This window comes from Streptomyces sp. 2-1 (genome assembly GCF_048564895.1).
Lineage (GTDB): Bacteria > Actinomycetota > Actinomycetes > Streptomycetales > Streptomycetaceae > Streptomyces > Streptomyces phaeochromogenes.
The window spans coordinates 4,870,700-4,887,933 of the sequence record NZ_CP183383.1 but is presented as its reverse complement, the minus strand read 5'-3'; the positions used below and the strand labels follow the sequence as shown (position 1 = coordinate 4,887,933).

At 67.1% G+C, this 17,234-nt stretch carries 17 protein-coding genes; 4 read left to right on the top strand and 13 right to left on the bottom strand.

Annotation, left to right across the window (positions count from 1 at the left end; genetic code table 11):
• The first annotated feature begins 101 nt into the window (after nucleotides 1-101).
• The gene (locus ACN20J_RS21480; protein WP_419666546.1) at nucleotides 102-653 is read left to right on the top strand and encodes a hypothetical protein; all 552 of its coding nucleotides are present in this window, start codon (nucleotides 102-104) and stop codon (nucleotides 651-653) included.
• Here ACN20J_RS21480 and ACN20J_RS21475 read toward each other — a convergent pair.
• The 13 genes from ACN20J_RS21475 to ACN20J_RS21415 all read right to left on the bottom strand — a co-directional run bounded on the left by ACN20J_RS21475 (nucleotide 636) and on the right by ACN20J_RS21415 (nucleotide 11,109).
• Nucleotides 636-1,304 carry a hypothetical protein gene (locus tag ACN20J_RS21475; RefSeq protein ID WP_419666545.1) on the bottom strand — a complete coding sequence of 223 codons (669 nt, stop codon included), beginning with the start codon at nucleotides 1,302-1,304 and terminating at the stop codon, nucleotides 636-638. The genes ACN20J_RS21480 and ACN20J_RS21475 overlap by 18 nt on opposite strands.
• Before the next feature lie 6 nt (nucleotides 1,305-1,310).
• The gene (locus ACN20J_RS21470) at nucleotides 1,311-2,699 is read right to left on the bottom strand and encodes a putative T7SS-secreted protein (RefSeq protein WP_419666544.1); all 1,389 of its coding nucleotides are present in this window, start codon (nucleotides 2,697-2,699) and stop codon (nucleotides 1,311-1,313) included.
• The gene (locus ACN20J_RS21465; protein ID WP_419666543.1) at nucleotides 2,696-3,058 is read right to left on the bottom strand and encodes a hypothetical protein; all 363 of its coding nucleotides are present in this window, start codon (nucleotides 3,056-3,058) and stop codon (nucleotides 2,696-2,698) included. Before ACN20J_RS21465 ends, ACN20J_RS21470 begins: the two co-directional genes overlap by 4 nt.
• Complete coding sequence (locus ACN20J_RS21460; protein ID WP_419666542.1) at nucleotides 3,055-3,819, bottom strand: hypothetical protein; 765 nt, start codon at nucleotides 3,817-3,819, stop codon at nucleotides 3,055-3,057. Before ACN20J_RS21460 ends, ACN20J_RS21465 begins: the two co-directional genes overlap by 4 nt.
• A gap of 72 nt (nucleotides 3,820-3,891) precedes the next feature.
• Nucleotides 3,892-4,515 carry a hypothetical protein gene (locus ACN20J_RS21455; protein WP_419666541.1) on the bottom strand — a complete coding sequence of 208 codons (624 nt, stop codon included), beginning with the start codon at nucleotides 4,513-4,515 and terminating at the stop codon, nucleotides 3,892-3,894.
• Nucleotides 4,516-4,546: 31 nt separating this feature from the next.
• Complete coding sequence (locus ACN20J_RS21450) at nucleotides 4,547-4,936, bottom strand: hypothetical protein (protein ID WP_419666540.1); 390 nt, start codon at nucleotides 4,934-4,936, stop codon at nucleotides 4,547-4,549.
• Between the two features lie 57 nt (nucleotides 4,937-4,993).
• Nucleotides 4,994-5,773, bottom strand: coding sequence for a hypothetical protein (locus ACN20J_RS21445; RefSeq protein WP_361997061.1), 780 nt, complete (start codon nucleotides 5,771-5,773; stop codon nucleotides 4,994-4,996).
• Nucleotides 5,774-5,812: 39 nt separating this feature from the next.
• On the bottom strand, nucleotides 5,813-6,727 hold the full coding sequence (locus ACN20J_RS21440) for a hypothetical protein (RefSeq protein WP_419666539.1): 915 nt from the start codon (nucleotides 6,725-6,727) through the stop codon (nucleotides 5,813-5,815).
• A gap of 108 nt (nucleotides 6,728-6,835) precedes the next feature.
• The gene (locus ACN20J_RS21435) at nucleotides 6,836-8,116 is read right to left on the bottom strand and encodes an enoyl-CoA hydratase/isomerase family protein (RefSeq protein ID WP_361997065.1); all 1,281 of its coding nucleotides are present in this window, start codon (nucleotides 8,114-8,116) and stop codon (nucleotides 6,836-6,838) included.
• Nucleotides 8,117-8,118: 2 nt separating this feature from the next.
• Nucleotides 8,119-8,418 carry a hypothetical protein gene (locus ACN20J_RS21430; protein WP_143643485.1) on the bottom strand — a complete coding sequence of 100 codons (300 nt, stop codon included), beginning with the start codon at nucleotides 8,416-8,418 and terminating at the stop codon, nucleotides 8,119-8,121.
• Between the two features lie 91 nt (nucleotides 8,419-8,509).
• Nucleotides 8,510-9,178, bottom strand: coding sequence for a hypothetical protein (locus ACN20J_RS21425; RefSeq protein ID WP_419666538.1), 669 nt, complete (start codon nucleotides 9,176-9,178; stop codon nucleotides 8,510-8,512).
• Between the two features lie 243 nt (nucleotides 9,179-9,421).
• Nucleotides 9,422-10,438, bottom strand: a complete 1,017-nt coding sequence (locus tag ACN20J_RS21420; protein ID WP_419666537.1) for a hypothetical protein — start codon at nucleotides 10,436-10,438, stop codon at nucleotides 9,422-9,424.
• A 20-nt stretch (nucleotides 10,439-10,458) separates the two neighbouring features.
• Complete coding sequence (locus tag ACN20J_RS21415; RefSeq protein ID WP_361913883.1) at nucleotides 10,459-11,109, bottom strand: hypothetical protein; 651 nt, start codon at nucleotides 11,107-11,109, stop codon at nucleotides 10,459-10,461.
• 162 nt (nucleotides 11,110-11,271) lie between these two features.
• On the opposite strand from ACN20J_RS21415, the gene ACN20J_RS21410 reads away from it, so the two are divergent.
• The 3 genes from ACN20J_RS21410 to ACN20J_RS21400 all read left to right on the top strand — a co-directional run bounded on the left by ACN20J_RS21410 (nucleotide 11,272) and on the right by ACN20J_RS21400 (nucleotide 17,233).
• Nucleotides 11,272-11,889, top strand: a complete 618-nt coding sequence (locus tag ACN20J_RS21410) for a hypothetical protein (RefSeq protein ID WP_419666536.1) — start codon at nucleotides 11,272-11,274, stop codon at nucleotides 11,887-11,889.
• A gap of 57 nt (nucleotides 11,890-11,946) precedes the next feature.
• Complete coding sequence (locus ACN20J_RS21405) at nucleotides 11,947-12,594, top strand: hypothetical protein (protein WP_189844830.1); 648 nt, start codon at nucleotides 11,947-11,949, stop codon at nucleotides 12,592-12,594.
• A 151-nt stretch (nucleotides 12,595-12,745) separates the two neighbouring features.
• A complete protein-coding gene (locus ACN20J_RS21400) occupies nucleotides 12,746-17,233 on the top strand; it encodes a DUF6531 domain-containing protein (RefSeq protein WP_419666535.1) in 4,488 nt (1,495 codons plus the stop codon).
• Nucleotide 17,234 lies beyond the last annotated feature (1 nt).

Here is a 17,234-nt window from a genome sequence, read left to right as displayed (position 1 = left end):
TCGTTCGGAGTCGCCTGTTCCGGTTCCGGATCCCGCGCCACTCCTCCCCGCCGACCCGGCCAGCTATCCTCGTCCGGACCCCGCGAGGAATGGGAGAGTCCATGTCTGTTGGATCAGGGGCCGGGGAGTCCCGGGGGCGGAGTCCTGGGCGGTCGGTCGCAGGGAACATCGCGTTCGGTGCGGGGCTGCTGCTGGTCCTGGCGACCATGACGCTCGGCGCCTTCGCGGGTGTTGCCCTGACCATCGGCCTGGCCGACGACTCGTTCCTGTCGCCCGTGGTCCCCGACGACGGACGGAACGCCGTGGGCATCGGCGGTATCGGCATGGGCGGCCTGCTGGGTCTGATGCTGCCCCTGCTCCTCCTCGCGGCGGTCCGGGGGACCGAGGAGAAGCCCAGGCTCGGACCGGGCGAGGCGCTGCTCAAGGCGCTCGTCCTTGTTCTGTTCAGCGTCTACCTGGTTGTCGTCTCGCTGCTCGCCGCCCAGCTCGGCTGGATCCTGCCCGAGGGAATCACCACGCTGCTCAGCTTCTTCATCGTCGGCTTCAGCTGGGCGCCAGTGGCGCTGATTCGCTGGGAACGGTTCGGGCTGGAGGGCATGGCGGGGCTGCGCCCGAAGGCGCGCGTTCAGGGTGGTTCAGACAAGTCGGACTGAGGCCGCCAACTCGTCGGCGACCTTGCCGAGTTCCTCGCCCAGCCCCATGGCCTGCCAGAGGAGCCGGCACTCCAGAGCCGTGGAATGCGCCCGGGGCAGGACGTAGTGCGCCACGCCCTCCAGCACCGTGCCGCTGCCGGCCTCGGGATCCGTGGGCTCCAGGCGGTGCACGCGCAGCGCGGCGCCCAGCGGCAGCTCCACCTCCGTGATCTCCGGCGGACGGAAGAACGGCCCCTCGGCGGCCTCGGCCTCCGCGCGCAGCGCGTCCAGGCGCAGCGACTCGGCAGGGATGCCCACCAGTTCCCGTACGCAGTAGAACGCGGCCACGCCACCGTCCCGCGGCGCGAGGACCGCCGCGCAGAGCGCCTTCTGCCGGGCGGCGACGGCCCAGTACCAGAGCACGTCCTCGGCGAACGCCTCGCGCCAGTCGGCGGGGGCGTCGTCGGCCGAGAAGTGCTCGTCGGCCGCGGCCCGTGCCCACTCCTCGGGCCGCTCGGCGGTGAGATCGAGTACGAGCCAGTTGTGCGGGGCGGGCAGTGTGACTCGGCACTGGTGCCAGTCCGCGGACGCCGTTTCCGCCGAGGCTGCCGTGTCCGCGGTGTGCGTCACGGGCAACGGAGGCATCTGGGGCATCGAGGGCATCGAGGGCATCAGGGGCTACCTTCCGGCCAGTGACGCATCGGGTCCGGTCACATCGATGTCCTCGCTCCCGAAGAGCCCGATGAAGCTCTTGGCGTCCGCGACCGCCGCGGTACTCGTCGACCCGATTGCCCATGAGTTGTACTGCAGGGCCTGCTTGAATGCGTCGGGCGTGCCGACGAAGCTCAGGTCCGCGGGATCGATGTTCTTGATACGGGCCAGCTCGTCGACCATCCCCGGCCCCGCGTACATGCTGCCGAAGCCGCGTACGCCACCCGTGTTCCAGGCGTCGCGGAACGCCGCGATGTTGTCGCTGCCCTTGAACAGGTCCCTCCAGTTGCTCCGGACCGCGCCGAGGTCGTCCGCGAAGGAACGGGGCAGGCCCCTGAACGCGGCGCCCAGGGAGACGTTCGGCGCCGCGGCGGACGTGGTAGCTCCCGCTCGCGCACCGACCATCTCTATGACCATCGCGCGCCGCGCCGCCGAGTCGAGGCCGGGGTGCCAGCCACGTACGTACTGGGTCGCCGCGGTCCAGACGCGGCTGCGGCCGGCCGTGGCGGCGAGCTTGGCGCCGGCGGAGAAGACCCGTCCGATGCCGAAGGTCGCAAGGCCCAGTACGTCCATGGCGACATCACCCCACGAGCCGTCGCCGTTGATGGCCAGGAGGACGTGGCAGACGAGCGAGATGGCGGTCGCGATCAGTGCGATGGTGCCCAGGACACCGGCGAGAGCCTGTCCGATGATCGGGATCCAGCCGACCAGGAGTGCCACCAGCCCGCACACGGCGGCGACGGCTCCCGCGATGTCGGCGACGATGTTCAGGGTGTCCCGGAGGTCGTCCAGCCAGGAGTCGTTGAGGTCGTCGCCCTCGGTGATCTCGTGGATGCGCTTGGCGGCCGTGTTCCCCGCCGTGTTGTGGCGGCTCTTGAGCGTGGCGAGCTGCCCGCGCAGGCCGTCCAGGTCGCCCTGCAGGTCCGTCACCGTGGTGTCGAGCGTCTTCTGCCCGGCCTTGTCGGTTTCCTTGGGCGGGTTGTCGGCCTTGGACTTCGCGGTCGTGAGGTCACCGCTCTTCGTCTCGGCCTGCCCGAGCAGCCGGTCCGCGTCCTCCTGGATGGTCTCCAGCGTGGTGTGGTACTCCTTCAGCGCGGCGCTGGCCTCCTCGTAGCGGCTGTGCGCCTTGCTCACTGTCTTCGCCGTGTCGTCGGCCTTCTCGGCGAACTCCCGGCCCGCCTTGGAGTCCCAGCTCTTCTGGTCGCCGAGCCTGCGCAGCGCGGCGGCGGCGTCCGAGATGGTCTTCGCGGTGGCGGTGAAACGCTTGGCGAGCGCCGTGAGGTCGTACACATCACCCGGTACGGGATCCTCGTTCTCGCCCAGCACCTCCCAGCGGTGGTCGGCGGGGCGCGTCACTTCTGGTCCTTGCCGGTCTTGCTCTTGCCGCTCTTGTCCTGGCCGTTCTTGTCCTGGCCGTTCTTGTCCTGACCGACGAGCGCCTTGTAGAGCTCGTCGTCGATCTGGGTGTACGCCTCGCCGGCCGTCTTGGCGACCTCGCCCAGGCCCTTGATCTCCTCGATCATCTTCTCGCGGTTGTCGTTCCAGCCGTCGGAGAACTCCTGCAGCCGCTCCTGCAACAGCTTGTGCCCGACCGTCCGCCGGTCGTAGGCGTCCAGCAGCTTGTCGAGCCCCTCGAACTCCGTGGCCACCGTCCGCAGGCCCACCCCGGCCGTGTGCAGATCCTCGGTGGAGACCCTGAGTCGCCCCTCCGTCATGCTTGTTGCCCCCGTGGTTCCTGAGTCGCTTTAGCTGTCTGAGTTACCTGCGTCGGGTTGGTCGTCTGCGCTGCTTGAGGTGCCTGATTCGCTTGGGTCGGTTGAGCTGGCTGGGCCTTTTTCTGCCAGCGGAGGGTACCGGCGACCGCGTCGAAGAGCTCCACCATCGAGTCCGCGATGGGCTCCAGGGGGGTGCTGAAGGTCAGCATCAGCACCTCGTCCCGGTCCGGTACGGGTACGAAGTACTCCACGATGGTGTCCGCGAACTCGGTTCCGAGCCGCCGGGACTCCCGCGTCCGCTCCGCCCGTCGCCGACGGGCCGCCCGCCCGGCGGCCGGCAGCCGTACGAGACCTGCCTCGCCCTTGTCCTTGAGCGCCGAGACCGCGTCGAGGGTGTCGAACCGCTGGTGGATGCGGGAAATCAGCAGGGAGGCGGCGAGAGGGATGCCCGCCGCTTCCAGGAACGACAGGTAGAGCACCACTCCGCCCTGCTCGACACCCGCCTCGGCGGCCCCCAGCAACTGTTCCTCCGCCTGCCTGCGAAGCACCGGCTGGTCGTCCACACCGGCGAACTGCCTCTTGACCAGGGCACCCACGGACGCCTCACGCCGCTCCTCGGGCAGAAGCGGAATGCGAAACCAGTCCTCGGGCGTGATCAGGCCGAAGACGTTCTCACCGTCGGTCTGGCCATCGGTCTCACCACTGGTCTCACCAACGGTCTTGCCATCGGCGGTCCGGTCGGCGGGCGCGGTCTGTCGCATGCCGCCCGACGCTAGCTGTGGGGGGCGGGTTTTCGCCACTGCGAAGTTCTCCGCGAGAGGCGTCAGAAGCGGTCAATTCGGTTCGAGCGAACCGGCGTCAGTGGTCGAAGAAGTCCGTTTCTGGCGCGCCACGGCCAAGGTGATCAGCAGGGCGGCCATGGCGATGGTGGACACCAGGCCGACCGCCCACAGCCAGGGGTAGTTGCTGAAGACCCAGCTGGGGGCGCTGTCAGCACCGCGGCCCCACTTGCCGGTGTTCTGAGCGTTGTAGATCAGCGATACGAGCTGCAGCATCGCCGCTCCGCACACGACGGCCAGGAGCGTGCAGCCGAGCGAGCGGATCTTGTGGGCCTTCCAGGACTTCCAGGCCACACGGCCCAAGGCCATGAAGAACACGGTTGTCACGCACGGCACCAACGCGCCCAGGAATACGGCGAAGCCGTACGCGCCACCTGGCCATGTGTCTGCCGACCACTCCCAGGTCTCGTCGCCCCAGAACATGTCCAAAAGGGCGAGCAGGACGACTACGGCCGTAAAGAGCAGGAACACAAGGCAGCCGAACAGGGTGTCGCCCTTGCTGGACTGCTTGCTCTCTTGCCCCGATCGTTTGCCGGGCCGGTGCTCATACCGCAACGAAGCCGCAGCCGCTCTCCGCCGACCTGGTTTGGCTGACCCTGCCATGTCGTTGTCCCCCAAGGTGGTCTGCTCCGCGCCTCCGCGGAGTTCGTCAGGTGATCCAGATGCTTTTTGCGAAGTCGTCGATTGCGTCGAGAGAGGCTTCGAGGAGGTCGGGGTCGTCGTAGTGCCCCTTGAGTACCAGGTCGATGCCACGGGCCGCGTCGTTCCATGCGTATGCGATGGATGTGATCGGGCCACCGTCGGGACGGGTCCAACGGCGTACGCAGCGCAGGCCCTCGCCGAAGTGGGGCGAGACGAAGGGGGCCGTGTCCGCGTGCCCGTCGGCCGAGGGTTCGGGTTCGACCAGCATGCTCAGGTGCAGGGGGCTGTGTTCCTCGTCGCAGGCGAACTGCTTGGTGAAGAGGACCAGCGGCGACACCTGCGGTGGCATCGGGCCGAAAGGGAACGCCTGGTCGGCCTCGACGCGCTCGCGCAGCATGGTGGCCGAGCTCTCCAGGAACTTCTTCGGCTGGGTCGGAATCGGTCTCGACGATCATCATGCCTGGCTCTGCTTCTGCTCACCCTCCGCACCCTCCGCGACTTCCGCCGGATCCGTGAAGGACACCGTCTGGAGGACGGCCGCCATCAGGTCGCAGAACTCGGTCCAGTAGTCCATGGACGCCGTGTGGAGCGTGAAGACCGCGGTGAACGGGCCTGTGGGGAAAGGGACATGGACCTGGATCTGTCCTGTGAGCAGATCGACCTGCTCGCCGGTCTCCGTCAGTTCCGGTTTGATCCTGTACTCGCGCAGCGTCACGCAGGACACGGCGGGTCCGCAGGGCAGGTCGAGCCAGCGGGCGTCGTTGTACTCGTCGCCGGAGAGGATCGCGAGGATGCCCTGGGCCACGACGTCGGTGTCGGCGTCGTCCTGGTCCGTCGGCACGGCGGCCACGGTGAGGGCGCACTGGGCGACTCCGTCGGCTCCTTCGTGCCGGACGACTTCCCCGTCCTGCGTCCCGTCGGCCTGCGCCCCGTCGTCCTGCGGCCCGTTCTCGTCGGCCGTCGAGAACAGCCCCACTGCCGAGTACGAGACTCCGGTGCCCGCCATCATCTCGGCCATCGCCGCGTAGTACGGGGCGGCCGGCTCCCATATGTTCTCGTCGCCGCGGGAGTAGAGCTCCCGTACGAAGGAATGGGAGAGGTCGGCTCGCTCCTCGGGAGTGGCGGCGAGGGGGAGAGCGAAGAAGCCCTCGGGGGCCAGGAACCAGATGGGTGGGGGTTCTTGGGAGGCGGGGGCGGGAGGAAGAGGGCTCGTGGTCTCGGTGGGGGGAGTCATGGAAGGCGGGGCCGTTCTCGTCAGGCGTACGGGCAGGGGTCAGAGGTCTTCCGGGCGGATGTCCTTGTGCGGTACCTCGACCCCGTCGGTGTCCATGACCAGACTGCGGCTGCCGGAGCCGAAGAAGGAGCTCAGCTCGCTCGGCACCGGAACCTCGACCCGGTAGTGGCCGGAGGAGCGACGAGTGACCACGGGGGTTCCGAGGTCACGGGCGTGGGCCGTTGCGACGAAATTGTCGATGGCGCCGCGTTGTGCCGGCGTGAGGCTGTCCAGGGGGACCACGTCGAAGGGGTGGATGAGATACCCGGTGACTTTCTGCCGTCTGAAGCTGCTCAACCTGCACCACGAGCCGTCGGAGAACACGATCTTGACGTCGTTCCCGTCCTTGAAGTCCCTGTGCTCGACCTCGCTGATGTTGGACCGGGGGGTCTCCCAGAGGACCTCGTCCTCGATGATCGTGGAGTCCTTCTTGTGGTACGGGAGGCCCACGACGACCAGTCGGCGGTCGGTGACGATCGCGTGCGTCCGGTAACGCTTCTCGTCCGAGCGCGCAGGATCCAGCTGCCAGGGCAGGGTGCGGGCCAGCGTGCCGGGCGCGGCCCACATGACCGGGAAGTCCTCGACCTCGTTCTCGGGGTCGTCCGGGGTGTCCTTGCCGGAGTCCGGGCCGGAGGACCCACTCACATTGCCTCCGGCGGAGCTGAGGACGGCCATGACGGCGACGCCCAGGACCATCGCCGCTCCCTTGACGGTCTTCCTCGCGGCCGTTTCTCCTGTCGACCGGGGCGTGAACACCGGCCCCTCGGGCCAGCCCGGCAGCTCGGCCTGAATGTCGTTGCGCTCGGTGTCGCGGAACCAGCGCATGCCTTTGACCTGCGTGGCGGCGCCCGTCGCGAAGGTCATCGGAGCGCGCCCGAGAAGCGTCTCTCCTGGTTCCGGCTGCCAGATGTTCATGTCCGTATTCACTTCCTTACGCGGCGACTGGGCGGGCGACTGGGGAGGAGCGTGGCGAGTCGGCAGGCTCGTCCTGGTCGGTTCACTCTGACATTCCGGTCCGGAGGCTCAGCCTCCGGTGGCCGACTTCTCGAACTGGTCGCCAGGGAAGAGAGCCTCCCCCACGTGCTGGTGGATGCTCGTGATCTTGGGGAGGATCTTGGCCCCCGCGTCGATGGCGATACCGGCACCCAAGGGGCTGATGTCGACGCCCGGAATCATGTTGAGACCCTTGGAACCGAGCCACTGGCCCTCGTGGTAACCGGCGGCGGCAAGGCCACCCATACGTGACTTCAGGCCACTGGTCGCGTGTGCCACCTCGTAGACGTCGCCGGACTTGCCGCCGATCTTCACCAGGCCGGCCTTGCCGAGTCCGCCCTCGAGTCCCTGCGCGTTCTTGCCGAAGGCCATCAGGATGCGTGAGCTGCCGATCGAGGTCTTCGTGAAACCCTGGCCGAGGTTCTCGGCCATCGTCGCGGCCTTGCCGGCGCCGACCACCTTGATGCCCTTGCTGAACATGCCGATCCCCGGCATGAGTCCCACTGCGTCCAGCCCCATCTGCATCCAGCTCACATCGGCCCCGCCCCACTTGGCCAGCCCGTGGGCCGCCAGTGCGAGACCGCTCGCGATGAGCGCCGCGGTACCGAAGATCGCCGCCAGGGGTGGGAAGGGCAGGGTGATGATGGCCAACATGCCCAGCACGGCACTCAGATCACTCAGCAGATCGCCGATCAGCTTGATCATGTCGGCGTGGTCCTTGATCCACTGCCCGGTGGCGTCCCACGCGTCCGAGACGCCCTTGGTGAGCTTGTCCCAGAAACCCGGCTCGTCGGGCGCGATGTCGCCGGCCTTGTCGAGTTCCTTGCTTATGTTGCCGGCGGCCCGCTTGTAGCGGTCCTCGAGGTCGTGGACCTTGCCGGTGATCTCGTCGACCGCGCCGGAGGCCTTGCCGAGCTCTTCGCTGCCCTTGCCGTCGCCTTTCGCGTCGGCCTTCTGCTGGGCGGTCTCCCTGGCTTCCAGCTTCTCCCCGGCTGACTTCTCCAGCCGGTTCGCCTCGTCCTGGAAGTCGAGGAGTTCGTTCGCCCACCGGTGCAGTGCACGCGAGGCCTTGTCGAAGGAGTCGTGGCTCTTGCGGATGAGCGGGGTGACGTCCTTGCCGACGTACTCGGTGAAGGCGACCGCGGTCTTGCCCTTCCAGGCACCGGCTTCGATCCGCTCCAACTCGCGGAGAGTGGTGCCGAGATCGCTCGCCAGGCCGCCGAGTTTCCTGGCGAGGTCCCGGGTGTCGTCGACATCCCCCGGCGTCGGGTCCCAACCTATGTTCGGAAAGGTGGGGCGCTTGCCGGCCACGACTACTTGCCCTTCTTCTTCGTCTTGAGGGACTCGGCGAGATCGTGGTCGAGCTTGCCGAACTCCTCACCTATCTTGTTGATCATCTTCACGGCGCCCTGGGTGTGCTTGCCGAGCTGCTTGATGCCGTAGCCCCAGTCGTCGGCGAATTCGTGGACCTCCTCGACGAGTTTGCTCTGCCCGACCGCGGAGCCGTCGGCGCCACGGAGTGTGCGGCGCGCGGTGTCCATACGGTCGCTGATCGTCGAGAAGGTCTTCTTCAGGTCTTCGAAGACGGTGTCTTCGAGACGCAGGTCACTCATATTGTGGTCCGGGTTTCCCGAGTGGTTTGTATGTGGGGTGAGGAGAGGGAGCGGTCGCTACCGACCCAGTTGTCGGCTCTGTTGCCGGAACTCACCGGCAATTCGTCGCCTTCGTCTCGACGAACACCTTGGACGCCTGCCACAGGTCCGGGTCCGTGGAGGACTTGACCATGACGAGCGTGTAGTGGTCGAAGTCCTTGATGCCGGGCTCGGTCCTCAGGATCTTCTCGGTCTTGATTTCCTCGCCGTAGAACTTGCCGGAGTCCGCGCAGAACGCGACCTCCACCGAGTTGCCGTTGGCGGTGGACCGTGTGGTGGCGTCGTAGTGGCGCAGGGTGCCGGTGGCGGTCCAACCGCCGTCGATCCAGGCATTGATCTGCGTCGTCGCGTAGCTCAGCCCATCGCCGGTGGCGTACGCGGTCACTGCCGGGTCCTTGGGCGTGCGCTTGTCCACGCCCCGGTAGATGGCGCGGAAGAAGTTGGCGGCGTCGGCCGTCGCGGCCGCCTCGTTCCCGTTCGTCGGCTTGTCCCAGTCGAAGACCAGGTCCATGTCGGCGGGCAGAGACACGTCCACGCCGTCCGCTTCGTCGTCCGCCGGCGCCGCTGACCGCTCACTCGATCTCTCCGGCTTCTCCGCTCCCGGTCGGGTGGTTGCGAGCTTGTCGCCGCTGCTGGATCGCTCGTCCTCGCTCGCGCCCCCACAAGCCGCCAGTGGCAAGGTGGCGAACGCGGCAGCAACCGGCAAAGTGCGGCGCTTCACAGTGGACTCCCCGTGAGACAGAAGTGCAGTCGAGAGCAACGACGGTATCCGTGGGGCGATCATTTTCGCTACAGCGAACTTCTTTGCACGGTTGGGCGGATGAGGACGAACCGGGGCAAGCGAATTGCTCCTGCGGCCTGAACGTGTCTGGCCACACAGCGACCCGGATGGATGTGGTCCGATGTCGGGGGCGTACCAATGGTCTTGGTACGCCCCCGACATCGGCCCTCTGTGTCGCTGTTGTCAGCGGTTGACCGACTGGATCTCCTGGACGGTGATCTCCTGGTCGGCGCCAAAGGTGCCGTCGGGGAGGTCGCCTCCCGCGCCGCCGGTTCCCGTCCAGCTGATCTCCCAGGTGACGGTGGCCTGGAGCTTGAATGTTCCGTCGCCCGACGAGCGCAGATACCTCAGGCCGCACGGCGGTGTCTCGTCGGCCTTGCCCTTGGCGTACGGCTCGCCGATCGAACCGTCGTCGTTGATCACGCACTCGCCGGAGGCGGGGTAGGTCTCGGCGTCCGCCGTGCCCGGCTCCAGTTTGAGAGACACCGGCTTGGCCGTGGTCGTGGCCTGGATGTTGAGGCCGCCCGCGTTGAGCTCGGCGGTGACGTCGACCTCCTTGAACGTGGCTTCGTCCAGCCAGGCCCACGTAGGCAGATTCACTTTGGTATTCGCCTCGGGAGCGAGCGTGACCTCGGTTTCCGGGAGCTGAAGACGGTTGTACGCGAGTTCGGCGAGGACCTGCGGGGTGACCGCGTTGGGGACGCCCGGGTCGTCACCGTTCTCGACCCAGAACGGCTGCTCGTCGCAGATCTGCGCCTCCGGCTCCATCCAGCGGTCCTCGTCACGGACGGCGACCCACCAGTTGCCCTCGTCCGCCACGTCCTTGTTGTAGTCCTTGTACTCGCCGTCCTTGTACTTGTCCCTGAACTGGCCCACAGCCGTCTTGGCGTAGCTGTGTTGGCCCGGGTAGTTGACCGTCTCGTTGTACGTGTCCTCGACGTACTTGCCGAACTGGTCCGCCGTGCGGGGCTCGTACCAGCAGGCCGGAGGGTCCCAGTCGCCCACGGGCCGCACGTTGCCCGTTTTCGCCTTGCCCCCGCCGCCGGTACTGCCGCTGAAGGTGACGAGGGAGTCGATGGCGCCGCCACCCTGGCCGCCACTGGTCTGCGCCTTGCCGCTGCCCTGCGCGTTGTTGCCGCCCTTGTCGGCGAATGCGGTGCCGGGAGTCAGTACCAGCGCGGTGGCCGCTACTCCCGTCACGAACCATCCGCCCCGCAATGTCACGGAGCGCACTTCGCGTTCCCCCTCTCCGAGAGCAGACTCGTGGTCTGCCAGACACCCTGATCGTTCTTCTGGACGCGCGCGCTGTAGGTGACGTACGAGTTCTTGGTGACGGTTGTCTTGTCGGCCTTGTTCGTCTTCCGGTCCTTGTCGTACGCCTTGCTCTCGTCGGAGCAGTACGCGACAGCGGCCGTGTCCTTGTCCGCGATCTTGATCTCAGGGTTGAAGTAGCGCGTCGTCCCTGTGATCGACTTGCCGTCCTTCTTGTAGCCCTGGACCCACTCGACGGCGTCGATGAGGGCGTCACCCTTGTAGTAGAACTTGATCGCCTCGGAGTCCGGCTCGCCGGCAGTGATGGACGCGTCCGTGGCGTTGATCCGCCGGGTGACGTCCGCGAGTGCCGCGTCCTTTGTCGCGTCGCCCGTCTTCCAGCTCTCGAAGACGTTGCTGACGTCCTTGGGAAGAGTGACCGTGGGGCGCTCAACGGCATCCGATGCTTCCGCGCTCGGCGAAGCCGATTCCTTGGACGCCTGGTCGGCGCCCGCGATCTTGTCGCCGTCGTCCGACTTGTCGTCCCCGCCGCAAGCCGTCAGCAGGAGGGCTGCGGTCGCGGCCAACGCGGCAGCAACGGGCAAAGTGCGGCGCTTCACAGTGGACTCCCCGTGAGATTTAGGTTCAGTCAAGAGCAGTGACGGTATCCGTGGGGCCAACGGTTTCGCCAGAGCGAATGTGTCCCGCTGATTCCCGTATGGGCCGGGTGGGGTGATTTGGCTGTGACGAGCGCCCCGGACATCCGGGCCTAGGCTGCTCGAATGTCGAAAGAGACCGCCCGTTGGCTCGCCTTCAGCCTCACCTGCGCCCTCGGATCCGCAGGACTCGGCTGGCTCGCCCCCGCGCTGCCGCTGAAGTCCTGGCTCGGCGGGGTGGCCCTACTGACGGCTGGGTTGCTGTTGCCGCTGGCGGCGGTGCTCGTACCGATGCTCGGGCTGCGGCGTGTTCCGCGTGCCCAGCGGAAGATGGCCTGGCAGCTCATTGTTCCGGTGGTCGCGGGTGTGGCGCTCGGCGTGGTGGCGCTCGAGGCCGGGCAGCAGTCCGCGCTCGCCGAGCGCGGGCGGTGGACCACGGCCACGGTCGTGGACATAGAGGACGCCAGAACCGACCGGTGCACCCTTCAGCGGCGGTCGGACGGCACAAGGATCTCGCCGACGCTCTCCGAGGGCGACGGCTGCCGTTCGGTGTCGAAGGGCGACATCCTGCGCGTCCGGTACGACCCCGAAGGCGTCGCCGGCCCGGTGACCGATGCCGATACCGGAACCGAGTCCGACTCGTACGGAGGACTCATCGCAGGCCTCGTCCTCGCCGCCGTGGCGATGGGCACCTGGGGAAGCGTACGAATGAGCCGCTGGGACCGCGCGTACGCGGCCTCGTAGGCTTGCACGCACATCACAGACTGCAGTTTGCTTCGGAACCGGGGGAGAGCAACCAACATGGCCCGCTACATGGAGACACTCACCATCGAGCGCGGCGGCTTCCGGATCAAGGTTCCGGAGTCGTGGTGGGAGTTCGACGTGCGGCCCGAGTCGCGGGACGACTCGATCCGGCGGATGGTGGCCGAACGGGTGCGGCAACAGCCCGAGTTGGCCAAGCACCAGGACACGTACACCGCGTTCCTGCGGAAGGCCGCAGGGGACGCCTGGAAGTCCGGCGCGCTGTACTGCGGCTGCATGGCCGAGAGCTTCGGCGGTGACACCCCCATCACCGGCTCGATCACCGTCTCGCTCGTCGGCGGGCGTACGCAGGCCGGCGAGCCCCTCTCCACCGACCCGCAGGTCATCGCGAGCCAGCTCGCCGTGCGCGAGGCCAAGAAGGAGGGCGACGCGTGGCGGAAGGTCACGACGGTCGACATCCCGGGCGTCGGCACGGCCGCGCGGACGTACGGCATCGAGGACATCCCCGTACCCGACGACGCCCTCAAGCGCACCATCCGCGCCGTGCTCATGCAAACGTTCATCCCCGTCCCGGGGCAGGAGGGCAAGGTCGCCCTCATCGCGGGCAGCAGCCAGGTGCTCGACCTCGCCGACTCGTTCTTCGACATCTTCGACGCGATCACGTCGACGTTCCGCTTCGCGGAGTAGCGGAGCGGGCCGGTGGCGGGGCGGCGGCGGGCCGTCGTAACCGCGCAGCCGCACCCGCCGCCATCGCGACCTTTTCATCGAACGTCCGTACCCAGTAACTTCACTTGTGCGTATGTGTGGTTGACGGGGTTGGCGTGACGGGGGTTGCGGCGTGGCGGGTTATCGGCCGACGGACTGGCATGTGCTGGACCTGGACAAGGATCCGACGCCGGGCGATCCGGTACGGGTCAAGTCGCTGGCCAAGAGCCTGCACGACTTCGCCGACGACGTGCAGGACGCCCTCCGCCTGGTGAAGGGGATGGCTGACGAGGACGCCGTCCTGACGATGGTGGGCAAGACCGCCGATGTGTTCCGGGACGAGTTCTCCGGGGTTCCGAAGAACCTCAAGAAGCTGAAGAAGTCGTACGACCTTGCCGGGGACGCGCTGGCCGCCTACTGGCCGCAACTGGAGCGCGCGCAGGCCCTCGCCGACAAGGCCCTCGCCCAGGGCCGTGAAGCCCAGTCGGACCTGTCCTCCGCCAAGTCCCGCCTCTCCTCCGCCGATTCATGGGTCACCCGGGCGAACAAGGAAGCCGACAAATACAAGGACGACCCGGGGTCTGCAGGTAAGGACGTCCCCAAGCCGGACGAGTCCAAGGTCCGCGCCGCCACCCGCGACGCCCAGAGTGCCAAGGACGCCCACACCTCCGCCCAGTCCGACGTCACCACCGCGCAGAACGCCCTCGACGCCGCGAAGAAGATGGCCGCGGATGCCCGGAAGATGCGCGAGGACGCCGCCGGGGATGCGAAGCGGAAACTCGACGAGGCCTCCGACGCCGGCATTCAGAACCGCAAATGGTACGAGGAGGTCGGTGACTGGTTCACCGACAACTGGGACACCATCGTCGCCGTCTGCAAGGTCGTCGTGGCTGTGCTCGGGGTCATCGCCCTGATCATCGGTGGGCCGATCCTCGGTGCGATCGTCCTGATCGCCGCCCTGGTCGTCCTGGCCGACACCCTCAACAAATATATGAAGGGCCAAGCGTCCCTATTGGATGTGGCCTTCGCCGCGCTGGACTGCATACCCGGCATGAAGGGCCTCACCAGCCTCGGCGGACTCGCCAAGGGGCTGCGGGCCTTCGGCAAGACCGGTCTCAAGGGCATGGCCATGGGCGTCAAGGGCCTGGGCAAGGGGACCCGCTCCATGGGCCGCCAGATGAAGAAGCTCTTCACCTGTGGCGACCCGGTCGACGTGGCCACGGGAGAGGTGGTGATGTCCGCCACGGACGTCACCCTGCCCGGCGTACTGCCTCTCGTCCTCGAAAGGCACCACCGCACCGGCCTGCGCTCCGGCCGTCTCTTCGGCCCGAGTTGGTCGTCCACCCTGGACCAACGGCTGCTGCTGGAGCCGACCGGGGTGCGGTTCGCCAACGACGACGGGATGGTCCTCCAGTACCCCGTGCCCGAGACCGATGTGGCCGTCCTGCCGGTCGAGGGACCGCGGTGGCCGCTGGAATGGGACCGCGTCCAGGGCGGCATGCTCACCGTCCACCGGCCCGAGACCGGTCAGACGCTGCACTTCGAACCGCTGCCCGACAGGCCGCCGACGGAACTGGTACTGACGAGGATCAGTGACCGCAACCGCAACCGGATCTCCATCGCGTACGCCGAGGACGGCACCCCGTCCGAGGTGATTCACCACGGTGGTTATCGCATAGGGGTGACCTGCGAGGCGGGTCGCGTCACCGAGTTGAGCCTGAGCAGCCACCCGGAGCAGCCGACTCTCATCCGCTACGGCTACGACGGCCGGGGCAATCTCGCCGAGATCTACAACTCCTCGGACCTGCCACTGAAGTTCACCTACGACGCCCATCGCCGTATCACGGGTTGGGACGACCGGATCGGCACCTGGTACCGCTATACGTACGACACGGAGGGCCGGTGCGTCGCGTCGCACGGCATGGACGGGATTCTCGACTACACCTACGCGTACGACGAGGAAGCCCGTACCACCGCCGCGACCAACTCACTGGGACATACGACCCTCTACCGCTTCAACGACGCGTACCAACTCGTCGCAGAAACCGACCCGTTGGGCCACACCACTCACCGCACCTGGGACCGTTACGACCAGTTGCTCTCGCTGACGGACCCATTGGAACGCGTCACCGAGTTCAGCCATGACACGGGCGGCCGTCTCGTCGGCATTCGGCTCCCCGACGGTTCTGTCACCACGACCGAGTTCGGCGAACTCGGCCTTCCGGTCAGTGTGGTCGAGCCCGACGGGTCGACCTGGAGGCAGAGTTACGACGCGAACGGCAATCTCGTCCGGGCAGTCGACCCGGTGGGGGCCGAGACCAGGTACACGTACGACACGGGTGGCCGGCTCGCCACGCATACCGACCCGCTGGGCCACACTCGTACGCTCACCACGGACGCTGCCGGTCTCCCGCTGGAGCTGGCCGACTCCCTCGGCGGCACCACACGATGCACGCGAGACCCCTTCGGCCGCGTCGTCGAGATCCAGGATCCGGTCGGACGGATCACCCGCACGGGATGGACGACCGAAGGGCTGCCCGCTTTCAGCGAAGGTCCGGACGGCTCACGTGAGATGTGGGAATACGACGCCGAGGGAAACGAGGTCGCACACCACGAGCCGTCCGGCGGCACGACCCGGCACGAGATCGGACCGTTCGATCTGCCACTCGTGCGTATCAACCCCGACGGCAGCGTCTACAAGTTCGTCTATGACACGGAGCAACAGCTGCTCAATGTGGCGAACCCGCAGGACCGCAGCTGGACCTATGAATTCGACGCCGCCGGGCAACTGGTGGCAGAGCGGGACTTCAACGGCAGCGATCTGAACTATCGCTACGACGCCGCGGGTCAATTGACGCGTAAAGAGAAGACGGGCGGCGAGACCGTCGACTACGTACACGACCTGCTGGGAAATATCGTCGAGCAGCGGTTCTCCGACGGCGTGGTCTCGACATTCGGCTACAACGGCGCAGGGCAGTTGGTCCGGGCCCGAAACGCCGATGCCGAAGTCGCCCTGCACCGCGATGCCATCGGCCGGATCGTCTCCGAATCGGTCAATGGGCGCACTGTGGAGTCCGTTTACGACGTACTCGGGCGTCGCATCGAGCGGGTCACACCGAACGGGGTCGTATCCCGGTGGACGTACGACTCGGAAGACCGCCCGACGCACCTCACCGCACAGGGACACACCCTCGACTTCGCATACGACGCGGGGGGCGGCGAGGTGCGGAGGGGGCTCGGAGCACGGGCCCGGCTCGCGCAGTCCTGGCTCCCGGAGAATCTCCTGGAGAAGCAGGAGATCCTGCCTGCGGAGCCAGAGGCGCCGGCGTTGGAACGGCGCCGGTATTCCTACGCGCCCGGCGGTCACGTCTCGGCCATCGACGCGCTCGGCGCGGGCACGAGCCGCTTCGAACTGGACGCCGTCGGCCGTGTGACATCCGTACGGGGCCCGGAGCGACGGGAACGGTACGGCTACGACGCCGTCGGAAACGTCGTACTCGCCGAGACGTCGAACGCGGAGGCGACGACCTCCGACGAGCGGGTGGCGAGCGGCACTCTGGTCCGGCGGGCCGGCCGCTCCACGTATGAGCACGACGCTCAGGGGCGCGTGGTGCGCCGCATCAAGCGGATGCTCTCCGGAGCCCGGAAGATCTGGACATACCGGTGGAGCGCGGAGGACCGGCTCACCGATGTCCACACCCCTGACGGGACGCATTGGCGCTACGCCTACGATCCGCTCGGCCGGCGCATCTCGAAGCAACGGCTCGACTCCGACGACACGGTCGCGGAATTCGTTGTCTTCGACTGGGACGGAGAGAACCTGACGGCACAGACGTCGAGTTCGGGAAATGTGCGGACCTGGGAGTACGAGCCCGATACGCATACGCCTCTCCTGCAGCTCGACGGCACGCCCGGTCAGGACGAATACGACTGGCGATTCCATGCGATCGTCGCCGATCTGGTCGGAACCCCAACCGAAATGGTCTCCGAGTCGGGAGACGTGGTCTGGGTCGGCAGAACCACCCTCTGGGGCGAAGACGCGGGCACGACCATCGACGGTCCGGACTGTCCGTTGCGGTTCCCCGGTCAGTACTACGACCCCGAGACCGGCTGGCACTACAACTTCCACCGCTACTACGACCCGCAGACCGCCCAGTACACCTCTCCGGACCCCCTGGGGCTGTTGCCCGAGGACAACCATCACGGCTATGTGCGGAACCCGCTGTCCTGGCTCGATGCCCTGGGGCTGGCGCCGTGTGCGAAGGTCATCGCACTCAGAGCGTGGAAAGCGCGGAACAGCCAGGGCGGGTACTCCGTCTACCATGGGCTGGACGCGCAGGGAAACAAGATCTACGCGGGAATCACCAACAAGATTTCCAGGCGTGAACGGCAGCACATAGCAAAGAATTACGGAATCGTGCGGCTCCAGGAAGTGCGAGGAGCCACCGGCCTGAAGAAATGGCAGGCTCGTGCGATCGAACAGGGGCTCATCGAGGACGTCCGTGCGTCGGGGTTCAGCAGGATCAAGAACGGTGTCCCCATCGACCAGATCAACTCCATATCTCCCAAGCGTTCCATATATGGGACGGCTTTGCGCTATGGCAGGATCTTCATGGCCTGAC